General features: G+C 73.2%; 16 protein-coding genes. 3 read left to right on the plus strand and 13 right to left on the minus strand.

Annotated elements, in window-relative coordinates:
• Nucleotides 1-35 precede the first annotated feature (35 nt).
• The 13 genes from ASG76_RS18420 to mraZ all read right to left on the minus strand — a co-directional run bounded on the left by ASG76_RS18420 (nt 36) and on the right by mraZ (nt 14,440).
• Nucleotides 36-770 (minus strand): cell division protein FtsQ/DivIB, encoded by a 735-nt coding sequence (locus ASG76_RS18420; RefSeq protein ID WP_056607053.1) that lies wholly within the window; start codon nt 768-770, stop codon nt 36-38.
• Nucleotides 771-2,183: a UDP-N-acetylmuramate--L-alanine ligase gene (murC, locus tag ASG76_RS18425; protein WP_056607056.1), complete on the minus strand. Its 1,413-nt coding sequence runs from the start codon at nt 2,181-2,183 to the stop codon at nt 771-773.
• Nucleotides 2,180-3,259 (minus strand): undecaprenyldiphospho-muramoylpentapeptide beta-N-acetylglucosaminyltransferase, encoded by a 1,080-nt coding sequence (gene murG / locus ASG76_RS18430; protein ID WP_056607060.1) that lies wholly within the window; start codon nt 3,257-3,259, stop codon nt 2,180-2,182. The genes murC and murG overlap by 4 nt, the downstream gene beginning before the upstream one ends.
• Nucleotides 3,260-3,269: 10 nt before the next feature.
• Complete coding sequence (gene ftsW, locus ASG76_RS18435; protein WP_056607063.1) at nt 3,270-4,571, minus strand: putative lipid II flippase FtsW; 1,302 nt, start codon at nt 4,569-4,571, stop codon at nt 3,270-3,272.
• A 38-nt stretch (nt 4,572-4,609) separates the two neighbouring features.
• Nucleotides 4,610-6,094, minus strand: a complete 1,485-nt coding sequence (gene murD / locus ASG76_RS18440) for a UDP-N-acetylmuramoyl-L-alanine--D-glutamate ligase (RefSeq protein WP_056607065.1) — start codon at nt 6,092-6,094, stop codon at nt 4,610-4,612.
• Nucleotides 6,087-7,199 carry a phospho-N-acetylmuramoyl-pentapeptide-transferase gene (gene mraY / locus ASG76_RS18445; RefSeq protein WP_056607070.1) on the minus strand — a complete coding sequence of 371 codons (1,113 nt, stop codon included), beginning with the start codon at nt 7,197-7,199 and terminating at the stop codon, nt 6,087-6,089. Before mraY ends, murD begins: the two co-directional genes overlap by 8 nt.
• A complete protein-coding gene (locus tag ASG76_RS18450; RefSeq protein WP_056607074.1) occupies nt 7,196-8,578 on the minus strand; it encodes a UDP-N-acetylmuramoyl-tripeptide--D-alanyl-D-alanine ligase in 1,383 nt (460 codons plus the stop codon). The genes mraY and ASG76_RS18450 overlap by 4 nt, the downstream gene beginning before the upstream one ends.
• The gene (locus ASG76_RS18455; RefSeq protein WP_414858338.1) at nt 8,575-10,041 is read right to left on the minus strand and encodes a UDP-N-acetylmuramoyl-L-alanyl-D-glutamate--2,6-diaminopimelate ligase; all 1,467 of its coding nucleotides are present in this window, start codon (nt 10,039-10,041) and stop codon (nt 8,575-8,577) included. The genes ASG76_RS18450 and ASG76_RS18455 overlap by 4 nt, the downstream gene beginning before the upstream one ends.
• An 86-nt stretch (nt 10,042-10,127) precedes the next feature.
• The gene (locus ASG76_RS18460) at nt 10,128-11,912 is read right to left on the minus strand and encodes a peptidoglycan D,D-transpeptidase FtsI family protein (RefSeq protein WP_235529752.1); all 1,785 of its coding nucleotides are present in this window, start codon (nt 11,910-11,912) and stop codon (nt 10,128-10,130) included.
• A 90-nt stretch (nt 11,913-12,002) separates the two neighbouring features.
• The gene (locus ASG76_RS18465) at nt 12,003-12,569 is read right to left on the minus strand and encodes a hypothetical protein (protein ID WP_056607080.1); all 567 of its coding nucleotides are present in this window, start codon (nt 12,567-12,569) and stop codon (nt 12,003-12,005) included.
• A complete protein-coding gene (gene rsmH / locus ASG76_RS18470) occupies nt 12,566-13,570 on the minus strand; it encodes a 16S rRNA (cytosine(1402)-N(4))-methyltransferase RsmH (RefSeq protein ID WP_056607083.1) in 1,005 nt (334 codons plus the stop codon). Before rsmH ends, ASG76_RS18465 begins: the two co-directional genes overlap by 4 nt.
• A gap of 4 nt (nt 13,571-13,574) precedes the next feature.
• Entirely contained in the window at nt 13,575-13,736 is a 162-nt protein-coding gene (locus ASG76_RS19205; protein WP_157559201.1) for a hypothetical protein, read from the minus strand.
• Between the two features lie 275 nt (nt 13,737-14,011).
• The gene (gene mraZ, locus ASG76_RS18475) at nt 14,012-14,440 is read right to left on the minus strand and encodes a division/cell wall cluster transcriptional repressor MraZ (protein ID WP_056607086.1); all 429 of its coding nucleotides are present in this window, start codon (nt 14,438-14,440) and stop codon (nt 14,012-14,014) included.
• A 342-nt stretch (nt 14,441-14,782) separates the two neighbouring features.
• Between mraZ and ASG76_RS18480 the strand changes: the two genes are divergently transcribed.
• From ASG76_RS18480 to ASG76_RS18490, 3 genes are read left to right on the plus strand one after another with little or no spacing between them, the layout of a single operon-like run.
• Nucleotides 14,783-15,781 (plus strand): AAA family ATPase, encoded by a 999-nt coding sequence (locus tag ASG76_RS18480; RefSeq protein ID WP_056607089.1) that lies wholly within the window; start codon nt 14,783-14,785, stop codon nt 15,779-15,781.
• Complete coding sequence (locus ASG76_RS18485) at nt 15,774-17,042, plus strand: DUF58 domain-containing protein (RefSeq protein WP_056607092.1); 1,269 nt, start codon at nt 15,774-15,776, stop codon at nt 17,040-17,042. The genes ASG76_RS18480 and ASG76_RS18485 overlap by 8 nt, the downstream gene beginning before the upstream one ends.
• A complete protein-coding gene (locus ASG76_RS18490; RefSeq protein ID WP_056607096.1) occupies nt 17,039-19,405 on the plus strand; it encodes a transglutaminaseTgpA domain-containing protein in 2,367 nt (788 codons plus the stop codon). The genes ASG76_RS18485 and ASG76_RS18490 overlap by 4 nt, the downstream gene beginning before the upstream one ends.
• Nucleotides 19,406-19,471 lie beyond the last annotated feature (66 nt).

The raw sequence follows: 19,471 nt of genomic DNA on the forward strand, positions 1-19,471 counted from the left end.
TGGTGGACACGCCCGCGAGTTGCGCGAGTCGCGCCTCAGCGGACGGTCGGGTTGCCCGGGACGCTGACGTCGTAGACGCTCGCCTGCTGCGCGGCGAGCAGCGGGTCGATGACCTCGGCCTTGAGCGCGGACTCCTCCGCGCTCCCCCACATCACCTGGCGGCCGTCGCGCAGCACCAGGGTGATCTGGTCCACGGTGGCGACCTCGACGTGGTCGACGCGGGTGGAGAGGTCCTCGGGCAGTGCGGACACCACCGTGGCCGCCTCCTTGAGCGCGTCGGTGCCGGCGTCGGCGCCCGGGCGGATGCGCGGCATCCCGCGCGGCGCAGTGCGGTACTCGCGGAACACCACCCCGTCGGGGTCGAGCCCGCGCAGGCTGCCGGCGATCTCGACGACCGCGACGGCGGTGCGCTCGACCACCTCGATGCGTACGGCGTCGGGCCAGCTGCGCGTCACGTCGACCGACTTGACCTCCGCCATCGACCCCACCCGCGCGTCGGCGCGGTCGAGGTCGACGAGCGCGAGCTGCTCACCGAGCGGGACGTCGGCGATCTCGCGCACCCGGGCGTCGCTCAGCAGCTCGTTGCCCACGACCTCGACCCGGGCGACCTGGAGCCGGGCGGAGAAGAAGACGAGGTAGACCGAGGTGGACACGAGGGCGAGGACGACCAGCACGACCAGCACGTAGCGCAGCGAGAGCCAACGTCGTGCCCACTGGCGGCGCGCGAAGCGGCGCCGGGTGCGCAGGCTGGTGCGCTCGTCTTGCTCCACTCACGCACCCCCGAGCAGGTCGAGGACCTGCGGGCCGACCGTCGTGATGTCGCCGGCACCGAGGGTGATGACGAGGTCGCCGGGCCGCGACCGCTCGGCGAGCACCTGCGCCGCGGCGCCGAGCCCGTCGACGTAGGTCACCCGCTCACGCGGCAGCGGCACCGCGTCGGCGACGAGTCGTCCGGTCACTTCTGGGTCGGGGTCCTCGCGCGCGACGTAGACGTCGAGCACGACGACCTCGTCAGCGGCACCGAGCGCGACGCCCATCGCCTCACCGAAGATGCGCGTGCGCGAGACGAGGTGCGGCTGGAAGGCCGCGACGACGCGCCCCTCCCCCGCCAGGGCGCGTGCGGCCTCGAGGTCCCCGTGGATCTCCACTGGGTGGTGGGCGTAGGAGTCGTAGACGCGCACGCCCGCGGCCTCTCCCTTGCGCTCCATGCGGCGGCCCGTGCCGGTGAACGCGCCGAGCCCCGCGACGAGGTCGTCGAAGGCGCAGCCGAGCCGCAGGCCCATGGCGAGCGCAGCGACGGCGTCGAGGACGTAGTGGCGCCCGGGGATCCGCAGCCGCAGCTCACCGAGGTCGGTGCCGTCGCGCGCGACCCGGCACACCGAGGTCGAGCCGTCGAGGGCGAGGCCGCTGATGCTCAGGTCGGCGTCGGCGGACTCACCGACGGTGATGACCTCGAGCCCCTGGCTCCGCGCGTGGCGGGCCAGCTGCGCGGCACCGGGGTCGTCGACGACGCAGACCAGGAAGCCGTCGCGGTCGACGGTGGCGGCGAAGTCGTCGAAGGCGCGGTGGTAGGCCTCCTCCGTGCCCCAGTTGTCGAGGTGGTCGGCCTCCACGTTGGTGACGATCGCGGCGTGGGGGCGGTAGACCAGGAAGGCGCCGTCGCTCTCGTCGGCCTCGGCGACGAACAGGTCGTCGGTGCCGGCGTCGGCGTTGCGTCCCGTGGCGGTCAGCACGCCGCCGACGGCGTACGACGGGTCGCGGCCGGCGGCGAGCAGGGCCGAGGTGAGCAGCCCGGTCGTCGTGGTCTTGCCGTGCGTGCCAGCGACCGCGAGGACGCGCGAGCCGGCCATCACCGCGGCCAGCCCGGCCGAGCGCGGGAGGATGCGAAGTCCGCGGCGGCGGGCCTCGAGGACCTCGGGGTTGTCCTCGCGGGCGGCCGTGGTGACGACGAGGGTGTCGGCGTCGCCGACGTGGGAGGCGTCGTAGCCGAGGTGGCAGGTGACGCCGAGCTCGCGCAGCGCCGGCAGGAACGGGGTGTCGTGGTCGTCGCTGCCGGTCACGGTGAGACCGCGCGCCGCCATGATGCGGGCGATGGCGGAGATGCCGGCGCCGCCGATGCCGACGCAGTGGACCCGGCCCAGCTCGGCGGCCGGGAGGATCTCGTCGGGGACCGCGATCCTCACGAGGCCGCGCCCGCGGCGTCGAGGACCATCCGGGCCAGCTTGTCGTCGGCGTCGAGCGGGACGACGCCACGCGCGGCAGCGCCCATCGCCTCGAGCCTGGCCGCGTCGGTGAGCAGCCCGGGCACGCTGGCCGCGACCCACTCCGGGGTCAGCGCGGAGTCGGACACCAGCAGGCCGCCGCCGGCGTCGACAACCGGACGGGCGTTGAGCGCCTGCTCACCGTTGCCGATCGGCAGCGGGACGTAGATCGCGGGCAGCCCGACGCCGGAGACCTCCGTGACGGTGTTGCTGCCCGAGCGGCACAGCACCGCGTCTGCGGCGGCGTAGGCCAGGTCCATCCGGTCGACGTAGTTGACGACGATGTAGGGGACCTCGCCCGACGGCACGGCCAGCTCGTGCTTGGGGCCGACGACGTGCAGCACCTGGACGCCCGCGGCGGCCAGGTCGGGCGCCGCACCGGAGACGGCGGCGTTGATGCGGGCCGCGCCCTGGGAGCCGCCGGTGACCAGCAGCGTGGGCAGGTCGTCGCGCAGGCCGAAGGCGGCGAGCGCCTCGGCGCGCAGCGCGGCGCGGTCCATGGTCGAGATCAGCCGGCGGATCGGCAGGCCCGTGCACACGGCGCGGGGCAGGTCGGTGCCGGGGAAGCTGGTGGCGACGTGGTGGGTCATCCGCGCGCCAAGCCTGTTGGCGATGCCGGGGACCGTGTTGCCCTCGTGCACCACGATCGGCACGCCGCGCTTGCGGGCGGCGAGGTAGGCGGGGACCGAGACGTAGCCACCGAATCCCACGACGACGTCGGGACGCACCCGGTCGACGATCGCGAGGGCGGCCGCGCGTGCGGCGCGCAACCGGGTCGGCGTACGCAGCAGGTCGCGGCCCGGGCGGCGCGGGAGGGGCACCCGCGGGACGACCTCGAGCGGGAGCCCGGCCTCGGGCACCAGCCGGGCCTCCAGGCCCTCGCGGGTGCCGAGGCAGGTGATCTCGGTCGCGGGGTCGAGCCGCCGCAGGGCGTCGGCGGTGGCGAGCAGGGGCGAGGTGTGGCCGGCGGAACCGCCGCCGGCGAGGAGGACGCGCATCAGGGAGAATCTATCGACTGGTGGTGGACGTGCTGGCGGACAGGCCGACCGAACGGTTGCGCCGACGTGCCGCGAGCGCGGCCGCGGCCTCGGGCTCGCGGCGGGCGAAGCCGATCACGAGCCCCAGCGCGACCAGCGAGGGCAGCAGCGCCGAGCCGCCGTAGGAGACGATCGGCAGCGGGATGCCGATGACCGGCAGGACGGCCAGCACCATGCCGACGTTGATCATCATCTGCCCCAGCAGCCAGACCACGATGCCGAAGGTGGCGTAGCGCACGAACGGGTCGGCGGTGCTGTGCGCCACCCGGATCGCGGCGTAGGCGACGGTGAAGAACAGCCCGATGACGAGCAGCGTCCCCACGAGGCCGAGCTCCTCGCCGAGCACGGCGAAGATGAAGTCGGTGTGGGCCTCGGGCAGGTCACCCCACTTCTGCGTGGAGGCGCCGATCCCCTGGCCGAACCACCCGCCGCTCGAGAGCGCGTAGAGCCCGTGGGCAGGCTGCCAGCCCGCGTCGTGGTAGTCCTTGAACGGATCGGTGAAGTGGGTGATGCGCTGCAGCCGCTCGCCGTCGGTCGCGGCCAGCGCCACGCCCGCCACGCCGAGGACCGACAGGCTCAGGCCGAACAGCCGCAAGGGCGCGCCCACCACCCACAGCATCCCGAGCAGGATCGCGGCGAGGACCATCGCCGTGCCGAGGTCACGACCCACGAGCACCAGGCCGATGACCGCGAACAGGCCCGGCACCACCGGGACGAGCAGGTGGTGCAGCTCGCGCAGGCGACGCTCCTTGTGGGCGTAGATGTTGGCCGCCCAGATCACGATCGCGAGCTTGGCGATCTCGGCGGGCTGCATCGTGAAGGGACCGACCGCCAGCCAGTTCTTGTTGCCGTTGACCACGACGCCGAAGCGGGCCACGAGGGCCAGCAGCACGAGGGTCAGGATGAAGCCGGGGTAGGCCAGGCGGCGGACGTGGCGCATCGGGAGGCGCGAGGCGACCCAGGCGCACGGCAGGCCGATGGCCACCCAGAGCAGCTGGCGCTTCACCACGGCGTAGGAGTCGTCGTAGACGAGGTAGGAGCGCACGCTCGAGGCGCTGAGCACCATGATCAGCCCGATGGTCAGCAGCAGCGCCGAGGAGCCGAGCAGCAGGTAGTAGGACGCGAGCGGCTTGTCGAGCGCGTCGCGCACCGATCGCCAGCCCGCGGCGAGGCCCGAGCCCAGCGGGGCGCGGCGAGGGGTGTCGGACGCGACCGGCAGGGCGGTGCTCGTGACGGTGCCCGTGGCCACGTCCCCGGGGTTCGCGGTGGTCATCGGCGCGGCTCCCCTCCGGTGGGCTCTCGGGTCTGCGGTCAGGTCTGGTCGGTGCGGTCGATGTGGGCGTGCACGGCTGCCGCGAACGCGTCGCCGCGCGCGCCGTAGCTGCGGAACATGTCCATGGAGGCGCATCCCGGCGCCAGCAGCACGGTGTCACCGGACCTGGCGAGCCCGGCGGCGGCGTCGACCACGCGCTCCATCGGATCCCCAGTCTCGTCGGCGCCCACATCGATGACCGGCACATCGGGCGCGTGTCGCGAAAGAGCGTCGGCGATGACCTGGCGGTCGCGCCCCAGCAGCACGACCCCGCGCAACCGGTCGCGCGCGGCGAGGACGAGGTCGTCGAAGCGGGCACCCTTGGCCAGGCCGCCGGCGACCCACACGACGGGGTCGAAGGCGCTCAGCGAGGACTGTGCGGCGTGGGGGTTGGTGGCCTTTGAGTCGTCGACCCAGACCACTCCGCCGGACTCGGCCACGTGGGCGATGCGGTGCCCGTCGGGCCGGAAGTCGCGCAGCCCGTCGCGGACCGCCTGCTGGCTGACGCCGTGGGCGCGGGCGAGCGCCGCGGCCGCGAGCGCGTTGGCGACGAAGTGCGGCGCCGGCGAGGCGAGGTCGGCGAGGGTGCAGAGCTCGGCGGCGCTGGTGGCGCGGTCGTCGATGAAGGCGCGGTCGACGAGCAGGTCGTCGACCAGGCCCACGTCGCCCGACGACGGGGTGCCGAGGGTGAAGCCGACCGCGCGGGCGCCCTCGACGACGTCGGCCTCGCGCACCATCGCCTCGGTGGCGGGGTCGGCCAGGTTGTAGACGCAGGCCCGCTGGACCCGGTCGTAGACGCGCGCCTTGTCGGCGGCGTACTGCTCCATGCCGGTGGGGCCACCGGGCTCGTCGACGTACCAGTCGAGGTGGTCCTCGGCGAGGTTGAGCACGACCGCCGACTCCGCCGACATCGAGTGCGTCCAGTGCAGCTGGAAGCTGGAGAGCTCGACGGCGAGGACGTCGTAGGGCTCGGGGTCCATGACGGCCTCGACGATCGGCAGCCCCACGTTGCCGACGGCGACGGCCCGGAGCCCGGCCGCCCGCAGGATCGACTCGAGCATCTGCACGGTCGTGGTCTTGCCGTTGGTGCCGGTCACGGCGAGCCACGGGGCGGGGTGCTCGGGGTCGCGCAGGCGCCAGGCCAGCTCGACCTCGCCCCAGACCGGGACCCCGCGCTCCGCGGCCTGCACGAGCAGCGGTGCGCGTGGCGTCCACCCCGGCGAGGTGACCACGAGGTCGACGTCGTCGGGGAGCACCGCCGTCGCACCGGGCTCCAGACGGACGGTGGCCCCGAGGGTCTCGAGCAGCTGGGCCTTCTCGGCCTTCTCCTCGCTCGAGGCTTCGTCGAGCGCCGTCACGTCGGCGCCGAGGAAGAGCAGGTTGTCGGCGGCCGCGAACCCGGAGACGCCGAACCCGGCGACCACCACGCGTACGCCGGACCAGTCGCTCGTGCGACCGAGCGAGGCGACGTCCTCCTCAGCCAATGCCGGCGACCCACTCGGCGTAGAAGATGCCCAGGCCGATCGCCACGGCCAGGCCGGTGACGATCCAGAAGCGGATCACGATCGTGACCTGCTCCCAGCCGAGCATCTCGAAGTGGTGGTGCAGCGGGGTCATCCGGAAGACGCGGTGCCCGGGCTGGACCTTGAAGATGCTGCGGAAGAGCCCGCTCGCGCGGCTGGCCTTGAACACCGAGACCTGGATCATCACCGAGAGCGTGATCACCACGAAGAGCCCGCCGATGACGAGCAGCAGGAGCTCGGTGCGGGTCATGATCGCGAAGCCGGCCATGGCGCCGCCCAGGGCGAGCGAGCCGGTGTCGCCGAGGATGATCTGCGCCGGCGAGGCGTTCCACCACAGGAACCCGAAACAGGCACCGGTGAGGGCCGCGGCGACGACGGCGAGGTCGAGCGGGTCGCGGACCTCGTAGCACTTCGGACCGGCCTCGAGGGCGCAGGACTGGCTGTTCTGCCAGATGTTGACGAGCGTGTAGGCGGCGAAGATCAGGATCGACGCGCCGGTCGCGAGGCCGTCGAGGCCGTCGGCGAGGTTCACCGCGTTGCTGAACCCGGTGACGATGAACCAGATGAGCACCAGCACCAGGACCGCCGGCAGCGCGAAGCGCTCGTAGTCGCGGATGAAGGAGATGTGGTCCGACGCCGGGCGCCAGCCGCGGTCGTCCTCCAGGATCGGCGACAGCGCCAGCACACCGAAGACGAGCGCGACGACGGTCTGGCCGATCATCTTGGCGCGGCTGCGCAGGCCGGTGCTGTGCTGGCGGCTGACCTTGAGGAAGTCGTCGAGGAAGCCGACGATGCCGAGCCCCACCAGCAGGAAGATCAGCAGGAGCGCGGACGCCGTCGGGGCCTGTCCGGTGAAGAGCTTGGCCGCGAAGTAGCTGACGACCGTGGCGAGCACCACCACCGCGCCGCCCATGGTGGGCGTGCCGCGCTTGACGTGGTGGGTGGTCGGGCCGTCGTCGCGGATCGGCTGCCCGAAGCCCTGACGGGTGAAGAAGCGGATCGCGTAGCGCGTGCCGAGGAGGGAGATCAGCAGGGAGAGTCCTCCTCCGACCAGGATGGCTCTCATCGGTTGCTGTTCCCTTCCTCGAGGAGTTCGTCGGCGATCACTTCCAGCGCCGCCCCCCGCGATGCCTTCACCAGGACGACATCGGCAGCCGAGACATTGTGCCGCAGCCACTCGGTGGCCGCGTCACGCCCCGCCGTGGGGATGGTCACGCCTCGCGCACCCGCACCGGAGTGGCCCTCGGCGATCGCCGCGGCGGCCGGTCCGACGGTGACGAGGAGGTCGACGCCGACCTCGGCGGCGTAGGCTCCGACCGCACGGTGTGCCTCCACCGCGCCGTCGCCGAGCTCGAGCATCTCGCCGAGCACCGCGACCGTACGTCGCCCGCTGCGCGCGCCGATGCCCGCGAGCGTGTCGAGGGCGGCGCGGACCGACTCGGGGTTGGCGTTGTAGGAGTCGTTGAGCACCACCAGGCCGTCGGAGCGCTCCCCCGGCTCCATGCGCCAGCGGCTGGCCGGGACGGCGTCGGCGAGGGCGTCGGCGACCGTGTCGAGGTCGAGGCCGGCCGCCAGCGCCATCGCGGCGGCGGCTGCGGCGTTGCGCCACTGGAAGGAGCCGACCTGCGCGAGGTGGACGGTCGCGAAGGAGCCGCGGTGGGCGAGCTCGAACGACTGCCGGCCGAGGTCGTCGGTCGTGATCTCGTCGACGGCGACGTCGGCGCCCGGCCCGCCGAAGGTCGTCACGGTCGCCCGGGTGCGCGACGCCATCGCGCGCACGAGGTCGTCGTCGGCGTTGAGCACCGCCGTGCCGTCGGGGGCCAGCGCCTCGACGATCTCGCCCTTGGCGACCGCGATCGCCTCTCGGCTGCCGAACTCGCCGATGTGGGCGGTGCCGACGTTGAGCACGGCGGCGATGCGCGGGCGTGCGATCCGGCACAGCCGGGCGATGTGCCCGACGCCGCGCGCGCCCATCTCGACGACGAGGAAGCGGGTCTCGGGCGTCGCGCGCAGCACGGTGAGCGGGACGCCGAGCTCGTTGTTGAAGTTGCCGCGCGTGGCGATGGTCGGGCCCTCCGCGGACAGGACGTGGGCGAGGTAGTCCTTGGTGCCGGTCTTGCCCTGCGAGCCGGTCATCGCCAGGACGACGACGTCGGGCAGCCGGTCGAGCACGTGGCGCGCCAGCAGGCCGAGCGCCTCGGTGACGTCGTCCACGACCACGGTGGGCAGCGCGGTGGGGCGGCTGCCGAGCACGGCGACCGCTCCTGCCTCGCCGGCCGCTGCGGCGAAGTCGTGACCGTCGACGTGCTCCCCCGCCAGCGCCACGAAGAGGCCGCCGGGCTCGGGGGTGCGGGTGTCGAGGAAGGCGCCGCCGGTGACGGTGGCCTCACCGTGGGCGACGCCGCCGACGACGTCGGCGACCTCGTGCAGCGACATCTCGATCATCGCGAGCCTCCGAGGGCGTGGATCTCCTCGGCCGCGACCACGCGGTCGTCGAAGGGGTGGACGGTGCCGGCGACCTCCTGGCCGGTCTCGTGGCCCTTGCCGGCCAGCAGCACCACGTCGCCGGGCGCGGCACGGCGTACGGCCTCGCGGATGGCACCGCGCCGGTCGCCGACCTCCAGCACCTCGGCGCGACCCCCGCGGGCACCGTCGAGGACGGCCGCGCGGATCGCGGCGGGGTCCTCGGTGCGCGGGTTGTCGTCGGTGACGACCACCACGTCGGCCATCCGGGCCGCGATCTCGCCCATGAGGGGCCGCTTGAGGGTGTCGCGGTCGCCCCCGGCGCCGACGACCGCGATGAGCCGCCCGTCGGTGAGCGGGCGCAGAGTGGCGAGCACGGCCTCGAGCGCGTCGGGCTTGTGGGCGTAGTCGACGACGACGGTGAAGTCCTGTCCCGCCGACACCTGCTCGAGGCGGCCCGGGACGCCGCCCGCGCGCGCGATGCCGTCGGCCACGGCGCGCGGGTCGAGGCCGGCCAGCGCAGCCGAGGCGATGGCGGCCAGGGCGTTGGAGACGTTGAACTCACCGGGGATGGCGACCCCGGCCGGCACCTCGACCCCGGGCCCGACCACCGTGAAGGTGGCACCCGTGGGCGTCAGCTCGATGTCGCGGGCGCTCCAGTCGGCCTCCGCCCCGCGGGTGGAGTACGTCGCCATCGGGACGGTGGCGACGTCGAGGAGCCGGCGTCCGAACTCGTCGTCGGCGTTGGTGAGGCCCTGCCGGGCGCGCTCGGGGGTGAAGAGGCTGGCCTTGGCGGCGAAGTAGTCGTCGACGTCGGCGTGGAAGTCGAGGTGGTCGCGACCGAGGTTGAGGAAGACCGCGACGTCGAACACCACCCCGTCGACGCGTCCGAGGACCAGCGCGTGGCTGGAGACCTCCATCGCGCAGGTGTCCACCCCGCGCTCGCGCATGACCGCGAACAGCCCGTGGAGGTCGGGCGCCTCAGGAGTGGTGAGCTGGGTCTTGACGTCCTCGCCCGCGATGCGGGTGCCGACGGTGCCGACGACCGCCGACACCGTGCCCGCCGCGGTGAGCCCCTGCTCGAGGATCCGGGTGGTGGTGGTCTTGCCCTGCGTGCCGGTCACGCCGATCACGCGCAGGGCGCGGGCCGGGTCGCCGTAGACCCGTGCCGACAGCCGGCCCAGGACGGCGCGGGGCTCGGCGACGACGAGCGCCGGCGTGCCGGGCGGGAGCAGCGCGAGCCCGGTGGCGTCGGTCAGCACCGCGACGGCGCCCGCGGCGAGTGCCTGGGCGGCGTACGCCGCTCCGTGGGCGCGGGTGCCCGGGAGCGCGGCGTAGAGGTCGCCGGGCTGCACGCGCCCGGTGCTGAGCGAGATCCCGCGGACGGCGACGTCGAGGTCGCCGTGGACCGCCACCTCGGTGTCGGCGCCGAGCCAGTCGGTCAGCTCGGCGGCGGACGTCGACACGGCCTGACGGGGTCGCGTGGCGACCACGGGCTCCACTTGCTCCTCCACCGAGGGAGCGTATCGACTCACCACTCGACGGGGAGACGCGACGGCTTGCCGCCGGTTGGCTCCACGCCGTAGCGGCCGAGCACGTAGCCCATGATCCGGGAGAAGACCGGGCCGGCCGTCGAGCCACCGCCCGCCTCGCCCTTGGGGGCGTGGATGACGACGTAGACGGTGAACCTGGCGTCGTCCGCCGGGGCGAAGCCGCCGAAGGAGACCGACGTGCTGCCGTCGTAGAGGCCGGTGTCGGGGTTGACCCGCTGGGCGGTGCCGGTCTTGCCGGCGACGAGGTAGCCGGGCACCTGCGCCCGCGGCGCGACGCCGTCCTCGGGGTCGACGACCTTCTCCATCATCTTCGCGGTCGCGCGGGCGGCCTCCTTGCTGATCACGCGGGTGCGGGTCGCCACGTCGGTGCCGACGGTGGTGCCGTCGTCGGTGACCGCGCTGCCCTCGATAAGGCTCGGCGAGACGCGGACGCCGCCGTTGGCGACCGTGTTCACGGCCGCGGCCATCTGCGCCACGTTGACCGAGAGCGACTGGCCGAAGGCGACGCGGTCCTTGGTCTGCGAGGTCATGACCTCCCCGGGCGTCAGGATGCCGGGGGTCTCGCCGCGCACGCCGATGTTGGTCTTCTGCCCGAGGCCGAAGCGCTGGAGGTAGGACACCAGCTGCGGCGGCGAGAACGCGTCGGCGGCCAGCACGGTGCCGATGTTGGAGGACTTCGCGATGATGCCGGCCAGCGTGAGCCGGATCATGCCGTGGTCGAACCAGTCGCCGATCGGCCGGTCCTGGCGCTGCAGGACGCCCGGCACCTTGAAGCGCTGGCGCGGGAAGGCCTTGCCCGCGTCGATGAGCGAGGAGGCCGTGAGCACCTTCTCGACCGACCCCGGCTCGTAGGTGTCGTTCATGGCGCGCGAGCCGAGGTCGTCCTCGTCGGCCTCGCCCGGCTTGTTGGCGTCGAAGGTGGGCACGTCGGCCAGCGCGAGGATCTCGCCCGTGCGGGTGTCCATCACGATCGCGGAGCCGCTCGCAGCGCTGTACTGCTGGACGGTCTGGGCCAGGACCTTCTGGGTGAACCACTGCAGGTCGCGGTCGATGGTGGTGCGCAGCGCGGTGCCGTTCTGCGCGGCCCGCAGCGTGCTCTCGCGCAGCGGGATGCGTACGCCCCGCCCGGAGGTCGACTGCCAGGTGGCCTCGCCGTCGACGCCGGCGAGCTGCTTGTCGAAGGTGCGCTCGAAGCCACCGAGGGGCTCGTCGGTGCCCATGTAGCCGAGCAGGTTGGCCGCGACGTCGCCGGCCGGGTAGTCGCGGATGGGGTCGTCCTGCAGGCTGATGCCGGAGAAGCCGGCCGCGTCGAGCTCGTCGAGGGTGTCGGACGCCAGGGTGCTCGGCACCCGGCGGGCGACGTACTCGTAGCGGCTGCCCTCGTTGCGCCCGCGCAGCGCGTTGAGCGTCTTGAAGTAGTCGATCGACAGCCGGTCGGACAGCAGGCGCGCGATCTCGGGGGCCCGGTCGGCGGTGAGGCTCGGGTCGGCGATGACCATCTTGCCCTTGATGGAGTCGGCCAGCGGCACGCCGTTGCGATCGAGGATGTCGCCGCGCTCTGCCACGAGCGTGACCCGGGCGGCGCCCTCGGCGGCGGCGCGGACGGCGTAGGACTGCGGGTCGACGCCCTGCAGCTGGACCAGCCGGGCGCCGAAGAACGACAGGACCATCGCGATCAGGACGAACCCGACGCGCAGGCGCATCATGGGCGCCCCCCGCGAGGCGCCGCGCTTGGCACTGCCGGTGGCGCGGGTGCTCGGCACTGGTATCCCTCTTTCCGTGCCCCGGCGCTTACTCCGGAGCCTGTCGACCAAACTAGGTGGGGTGCGGCGCAGATCGGTGCGCGCGCGCCGTCACCGGTTGCGGTTCTTGCGGGCCTGCTTCTGGGTGGCGGTGGAGTCGGTGGCCGGCGTCGTCGGCTGCTCCGCAGCACTCGGGGCCGGCACGACGACCGTGGTCGGTGCGGGCGCCAGGACGGCGGGCTTGACGGGGGCCGGCGGCAGCAGCCGGAGGGCGTCCTCGCGGGTGGCGGGGGTGCGCACGCCGCTGGTCTTGCCCGTCTGGAGGTCGAGGAAGACCGGCGCGGTCGGGATGACCATGCCCATCTCCTGTGCCTGCTGCGCGACCCGCTGCGGGTTGCGCAGCTCGTCGAGCTCCATGCGCAGCGTCTGCTCGCGGGCGGCCAGCGTGTCGGCCTCACCCTCGAGGGCGGAGGCGGTGAAGGACGCCTGCTGCATCGAGGTGTTGAACAGGAGCAGCCCGACGATGCCGCCGACCAGCACCAGGCTGACCAGGGTCACGAACGGGACGCGCGGGGCGCGACTGCGCACCCGCGGCACCACGGTGAGCCGGGCCCGGTCGACCGCCTCCTGGGCGATCCGGGTGACTCGGGTGCGTGGCTGCAGGACGGGACTGCTCATCGGACGGCTCCAGGGGGAAGGAAGCGGGAGGCGGATCGGGAGGCGGGTCGTGAGGCCGGCAGCACACGCTCGACGGCGCGCAACCGGACGGATGCTGCTCGGGGGTTCTCGGCGATCTCGTGCTCGTCGGCGCGCTCGGCCCCCCGGGTGACCAGGCGCAGCGCGGGCTCGGCCCCCTCGGGGACGAACGGCAGGTCCGGGGGCACGTCGAGGCGGGTGGCGTCGGCGAACGCGCGCTTGACCAGGCGGTCCTCCAGGGAGTGGTAGGACTCCACGACCACGCGGCCGCCCACCCCGATGGCCTCGATCGAGGCCGGGATCGCGCGGCGCAGCACGGCGAGCTCGTCGTTGACGGCCATCCGCAGCGCCTGGAAGGTGCGCTTGGCGGGGTGTCCCCCCGTGCGGCGGGCCGGGGCCGGGATGGTGGCGTAGAGCAGCTCGACCAGGTCGGCGCTGGTGCTGAACGGCGTCGTCTCGCGACGGCGTACGACCTCGCGGGCGATCTTGCTGGCGAACTTCTCCTCGCCGTACTCGCGCAGGATGCGGGTGAGCTCCTGCGCGGTCGCGGTGTTGAGGAGGTCGGCGGCGGTCTGGCCCGTGGTGGGGTCCATGCGCATGTCGAGCGGGGCGTCCTCGGAGTAGGCGAAGCCGCGCTCGCGGACGTCGAGCTGCATCGAGGACACGCCCAGGTCGAAGAACACCGCGTCGACGTGGTCGAGCCCGAGCGAGCCGATCACCTCGGGCAGCTCGTCGTAGACCGCGTGCACGGCCGTGAAGCGCTCGCCGTGCGCGGCCAGGCGCTCGCGCGACATCTGCAGCGCCGCCGGGTCGCGGTCGATGCCGATGACGCGTGCGTCCGGGAGGCGCTCCAGGACGGCCTCGCTGTGGCCGCCGAGCCCGAGGGTGCAGTCGACGTAGACGGAGCCGGGCTCGGACAGGGCAGGCGCCAGCAGGGCGACGACCCGGTCGAGCAGCACCGGGGCGTGGCTGGGAGTGATCATCGAGTCAGCCCTGGGAGCCCAGGTGCGTCAGCAGCAGCAGCGCGAGGGCCAGCGAGGAGGCGGTGGCCGCGGAGAAGGCGATCAGGGCGGCGGCGTCGCGGGCCTGGTCGCGCACCCGCAGCGGCGCGGATGCCGTCGTGCGTCCCAAGGGCTGGGTGGTGCTCATGGTCTCGACCCCACTGGTTGCTGTGCTCATGACGTGCTCGGCTGGTGCTGGCGGTGCTGGTCTGTGTTGGCGGTGCGGCTGACACTCCCCACGCCTGACTGGCACGGGGCGAGCCGCCGCACCAGGTCCCTGCCCGCTCCCAGGTGTTGGGGAAGGCCCTCTGGTGCCGGGGAAGTGCCCCAGATGGCCACGCGAGGGAGCGGGCTCGAGACCTGGTGATGCGGGTCGCGATGTCAGCTGTGGAGTTGTCGGGCGGTGGACCAGGTGCGGGTGGATCAGATGCCGGGGAAGACCTCGTCGCTCAGCTCGGAGAACTTCTGCTCCTGCTCCTCGGAGTAGGTGGCCCACGCGGTCGGGTCCCAGATCTCGATGCGGTTCATGGAGCCGATGACGACGCACTCCTTGCGGAGCGAGGCGTACTCCCGCAGCGGGGCCGGGATGTTGATGCGTCCCTGCTTGTCCGGCACCTCCTGGCTGGCGGCGGCGAACAGCATGCGGACGTAGTCACGGGTGTTCTTCTGCGTGACCGGCGCCTCGCGGAGCCGATCGGTGAGCCGGCCGAAGTCCTCCAGCGACCAGACGGTGAGGCAGCGCTCCTGCCCCCTGGTCACCACGAGTCCCTCCGTCAGCTCGTCCCTGAACTTCGCCGGGAGGAAGAGCCGTCCCTTCTCGTCGAGCTTGGGCGTGTAGGTGCCGAAGAACATCCGGCACCTCCACTGGCTCGGCGGGCAGATCGACCCTGTCCCCCACTTCGCACCACACTACTCCACTTCACTCCACCGTCAACCAGAACGAGCGTGTTTCGCGGTCGTTTTTCGCCCGTGCCGCGCTTCTCCGGTCCCGGGTGGTGCGCCGCTCGTCGAGCGCGGCGAGCGTCGATCCACGCTCAGCGGCGCCTGCGGGGACCCGGGGTGGAGCGCCGGTGGGGGACGTACGCCGCCACTGGTGGGGGGAAGTGGGGCATCCGGGCGCGAGCGAGCGTTCGCGTGGGCTGTGGACGGGTATGTTGCGCGCACCACATACCGTGGGGTGGAACGAACGAGGGGATGGCAAGCGTGACCACTGGGCCAACCGAGCGGGCATCCGGACCGGCACCCGACCTGGACACAGTGCGCAGGGTGACCAGCGCCGTCCGCCACAACATCGAGCGCGTGATCGCCGGCAAGCCCGACGTCGTCAACGCCGCCCTCGTGGTGCTGCTCGCCGAGGGCCACCTGCTGATCGAGGACGTCCCGGGCGTGGGCAAGACCCAGCTCAGCAAGGCCCTCGCGCGCAGCATCGACTGCACGGTGCGCCGCATCCAGTTCACCCCGGACCTGCTGCCCTCCGACGTCACGGGCGTGTCGGTGTTCAACCAGGACACCCGTGAGTTCGAGTTCCGTCCCGGCGGGGTCTTCGCCAACATCGTGGTGGGCGACGAGATCAACCGCGCCTCCCCCAAGACCCAGTCCGCCCTGCTCGAGGCCATGGAGGAGCGCCAGGTCACCGTCGACAACGCGACCTACATGCTCGAGAAGCCGTTCATGGTCATCGCCACCCAGAACCCGATCGAGATGGAGGGCACCTACGCCCTCCCCGAGGCGCAGCGCGACCGCTTCATGGCGCGGGTCTCGGTGGGCTACCCCGTCGAGTCCGCGGAGATCGCGATGCTCGAGGGCCACACAGCCCACAACCCCCTCGACGAGCTCGAGCCGGTCACCAACGCGGGCGAGCTCCGCAAGGTCATCGAGATCGTCGGCCGGGTCCACGTGTCGTCGGCCGTCCACCGCTACGCCGTCGCGCTCACCACCGCCACCCGGTCGAGCAACGACCTCCACCTCGGCGCCTCGCCCCGCGCGACCCTGCACCTCGTGCGCGCCGCGAAGGCGGTGGCCGCGACCCAGGGCCGCGACTACGTCCTGCCCGACGACATCCACGGGATCACCTCCCCCGTGCTCGCCCACCGCCTGCTGCCCAACGTGGAAGCGACGATGAGCGGGCGCACCACCTCGGCGATCCTGTCCGGGATCGTCGAGTCGGTCCCCGTCCCCGACGCCCGTGCGTGAGGCGCTCGCTGCCCTGACCGTCCGCGGACGGGCATTCCTCGCCGCCGGCACCACGACGATCGTCGCGGCGATCGTGGTCGGCCACTCCTCCGTCGTACGGATCGGGGTGCTGGTCGCTGTGCTGCCGCTGCTGACGGCGTGGTGGGTCGGCCGCGCGCGCTACCGCCTCGCGCTGGTGCGCACCGTCTCCCCCCAGCTCGTCGTGGCCGGTCAGCCCGCCACCGTCGAGCTCACCGTCTCCAACGAGTCGCGCACGCCGACCGGCGTGCTGCTGCTCGAGGAGCGTCTCCCCTACGTCCTGGGCACCCGTCCGCGCTTCGTGCTCGAGGGCTTGGGACACGGGTGGCGCCGGCACGCGACCTACCAGGTGCGCTCGGAGCTGCGGGGGCAGTTCGACATCGGTCCCATGTCGGTGCGCGTCACCGACCCGTTCGGCCTCGTCGAGCTCGGCCGCACCTTCCACGCCACGACCCGGCTGACCGTCACCCCGAGGACCATCGCGCTGCCCAACATCCCGCTGGGCGGGGCCTGGACCGGCTCGGGCGACAACCGCCCGCGCGCCTTCGCCAGCGGCAGCGCCGAGGACGTGACGGTCCGTGAGTACCGTCGCGGCGACGACCTGCGTCGCGTGCACTGGCGCAGCTCGGCGCGCACCGGCGAGCTGATGGTGCGTCGCGAGGAGCAGCCCTGGCAGTCGCGCGCCACGGTCTTCCTCGACAACCGCGGCACCTCGCACCGCGGCCAGGGTGCGGCCAGCTCGCTCGAGGGTGCGGTGTCCGCGGCGGCCTCGATCGCGGTCCACCTCGCCCACCACGGCTACACCGTGCGTCTCGTGACCGCCTCCGGCGACAGCCGCGAGACGCAGTGGCACTCCCATGCGGCCGACGCGAGCACCGTGCCGCTGCTGGAGTCGCTGGCGGTCGTGCAGCTCGACCACTCCCCCGCGCCCGACACCCAGTGGCTGGCCGAGCCCGGCCACGGCGGCCTCGTGGTCGGGGTGTTCGGCGCGCTGGTCGACCACGACCTCCCGTTCCTGCGCCGGCTCCAGCACCACGCGTCGTCCAGCCTGGCCATCGCCCTCGACGTCGACGCCTGGGCGCCGCACCTCCCGCCCCAGCCCGGCGCCGGCGCGGCGGCCCACCTCACCTCGGCCGGGTGGCGCTCGGTCACCCTCGGCCCCCGCGACCGGCTCGACACCGCCTGGCAGGAGCTCGGTCTCATGTCGAGCCGAGCCACCGCCTCGACGGGGGCCGCGCGATGAGGTCGTCGTGGAGCACGCTGCCGCACCAGCTGCGGGTCTCGGGCATCGCGCTGCTCGCGTCGTGGGCGACCGTGCTGTCCTGGAGCGGGCTGACCGAGGGGTTCGCCCGTGTCGGCATCCCGCTGCTGATGATCGGCGTGGTCGTGTGCGGCCTCGGCGCGCTCGGTCGCTGGGCACGGTTCGCGGCACCTGCCGTGGTGGCCGGGCAGCTCGTCCTCGGGGCGCTCCTCGTGCTCGGCACCACCACCGGCTCCCCCATCCCCACCCCGGGCAACGTCGATGCCTTCCTCGCCGCGCTCGACGGTGCGCTCGAGAGCTCGCGCAGCTACGCCGCCCCGGTGCAGCTGGGCGTGCCGCCGGTGCACCCGCTGCTGCTGATCGGTGGCACGCTGGTGGTGGTCCTCGTCGACGCGATCGCCTGCACCCTGCGCCGGGCACCGGTGGCGGGCCTCGTGCTGCTGGCGGCGTACACCCTGCCGGTGGCGGTGACGGGCGACGCGGTCTCCTGGTGGCTCTTCTGCGTCATCGCCGCGCTCTTCCTCACCCTCGTCTTCATCCAGCACAGCGACCACGTGACCAGCTGGGGGCGCGCGCCCGACGGTGAGAAGGGCGCGTTCTCGGTGCGCACCGGAGCGATCGGCAACACCGCGGTCGCGCTCGGAGCGAGCGCGATCGCGCTCGCCGTGCTGGTGCCCGCGGCCGTCCCGACGATGAGCATGAGCGTCTTCGACGGCAACGGTCCCGGCACCCGCGAGGTCGAGGTCAAGGACCCGATGGTCGACCTGCGCCGCGACCTCAGCCGCGGCCGGGACATCCCACTCCTCTGGGTCACCACACCCGGTCCCAAGCCCACCTACCTCCGCCTGTCGGTGCTCTCCCGCTTCAACGGCAGCTCGTGGACTCCGGGCGACCGCGAGATCCCCGACTCGCAGACCGCCACCGGCGCACTGCCGCCCCTCGACGGGGTCAGCACCTCGGTGCCGCGCAAGGAGTACAGGTACGACGTGCGCATCGGCCCCGACTTCGCCTCCAGCTGGCTGCCCACGACCGCCCAGGTCACGCAGATCGACGCCGGCACCGACTGGCGCTACGACGTCAACACCCGCGACTTCATCGGCGCCCGCGACGACGTGACCACAACGGACCGCACCTACGACTTCACGGGTGTGCAGCTGACCTACGACGCGGAGTCGATGAACGAGGCCGTCTCCGGAGCCGGCTCCGTCGCCGGCATCTTCACCGACGTCCCGCCCGGGCTCAACGGCGAGATCCGCCGCCTCGCGGCGAGCGTCACCGCCGACGCCCCCACCCGCTTCCAGAAGGCGCAGCTGCTGCAGCAGTGGTTCCGCGAGGACGGCGGCTTCCGCTACGACCGGGCGCAGGTCGAGTCGGCCGGGAGCGGCGGGGCGGACCTGATGGCCTTCCTGGACGACCGGGTGGGCTACTGCGAGCAGTTCGCGGCATCGATGGCGATCATGGCGCGCGTGATCGGCATCCCGAGCCGGGTGGCGGTGGGCTTCCTCGAGCCCGACAAGGCCACCAACGGCTCGTGGGAGTTCTCCGCGCACGACCTGCACGCCTGGCCCGAGCTCTACTTCCCCGGATCGGGATGGGTGCGCTTCGAGCCCACGCCGCAGGACCGTGCCACGGAGGTCCCGGGCTACACCAACGCCGAGTTCGAGGCCGTCACGGAGAGCCCCACCCCCAGCGTCAGCAAGTCCACCGAGCTGCTGCCCGATCGCGGTGCGTCACCGAGCGCCGACTCCGGCTCCGCGGACGAGGACACCAGCTCCGTCCCGTGGGTGGCGGTCGCGGCCGGCCTCGTGGGGCTCACCGTCGTCGCGCTGCTGCTGCTGACGCCCCGGCTCGTGCGCGCCGCCCGTCGTCGTCGCCGGCTCGCCGGTGGCATCGAGGACCTCTGGGACGAGCTGCACGACACCACGCGCGACCTCGGCCACAGCTGGCCGTCCGGCAGGTCACCGCGACGCGTCGGCGACTGGCTCGGACGACTGCTCGCCGCGCCGGTGGAGGGCAGCGCACGACCCGACCGTCCCCGTCGCGGCCGCGACCAGGCGCCCGAGGCGGCGCAGGCCCTCGACCGGATCGTCGTCGCGCTCGAGCGCAGCCGCTACGCGCGCGATCCCGAGTCCTTCACCGCCGAGCAGCACGCCGGCGATGCCGTCCTGGTGGAGGAGGCGCTGGCCGCGGGGGTCACGCCTCGCGACGTGCGTCGGGCCGCCTGGTGGCCCGCGTCGGTCGTCGGACGGCGTACGACGTGGCGTCCGCGCTCGCGCTCGGGTCGGGCACAGGCCGAGACGCCGGGCCACGAGTCGGCGCGGACGGTCGACGAGCTCATCGGCTGACCGGCGCGACGGGCATGACGTGCCCGGTGCGCGGGCGTGAGGAAGCGCCCGGTCAGCGGGGAGGAA

The organism is Nocardioides sp. Soil774 (assembly GCF_001428125.1).
Classification (GTDB): Bacteria; Actinomycetota; Actinomycetes; order Propionibacteriales; family Nocardioidaceae; genus Nocardioides.

Excerpts from the sequence above, each read along its gene's own strand:
- ASG76_RS18450 (WP_056607074.1), bottom strand. The coding sequence starts at position 8,578 with ATGATCGAGATGTCGCTGCACGAGGTCGCCGACGTCGTCGGCGGCGTC.
- ASG76_RS18490 (WP_056607096.1), top strand. The coding sequence starts at position 17,039 with ATGAGGTCGTCGTGGAGCACGCTGCCGCACCAGCTGCGGGTCTCGGGC.
- murG (WP_056607060.1), bottom strand. The coding sequence starts at position 3,259 with ATGCGCGTCCTCCTCGCCGGCGGCGGTTCCGCCGGCCACACCTCGCCC.
- mraZ (WP_056607086.1), bottom strand. The coding sequence starts at position 14,440 with ATGTTCTTCGGCACCTACACGCCCAAGCTCGACGAGAAGGGACGGCTC.
- mraY (WP_056607070.1), bottom strand. The coding sequence starts at position 7,199 with ATGAGAGCCATCCTGGTCGGAGGAGGACTCTCCCTGCTGATCTCCCTC.
- rsmH (WP_056607083.1), bottom strand. The coding sequence starts at position 13,570 with ATGATCACTCCCAGCCACGCCCCGGTGCTGCTCGACCGGGTCGTCGCC.
- ASG76_RS19205 (WP_157559201.1), bottom strand. The coding sequence starts at position 13,736 with ATGAGCACCACCCAGCCCTTGGGACGCACGACGGCATCCGCGCCGCTG.
- ftsW (WP_056607063.1), bottom strand. The coding sequence starts at position 4,571 with ATGACCACCGCGAACCCCGGGGACGTGGCCACGGGCACCGTCACGAGC.
- ASG76_RS18465 (WP_056607080.1), bottom strand. The coding sequence starts at position 12,569 with ATGAGCAGTCCCGTCCTGCAGCCACGCACCCGAGTCACCCGGATCGCC.
- ASG76_RS18480 (WP_056607089.1), top strand. The coding sequence starts at position 14,783 with ATGGCAAGCGTGACCACTGGGCCAACCGAGCGGGCATCCGGACCGGCA.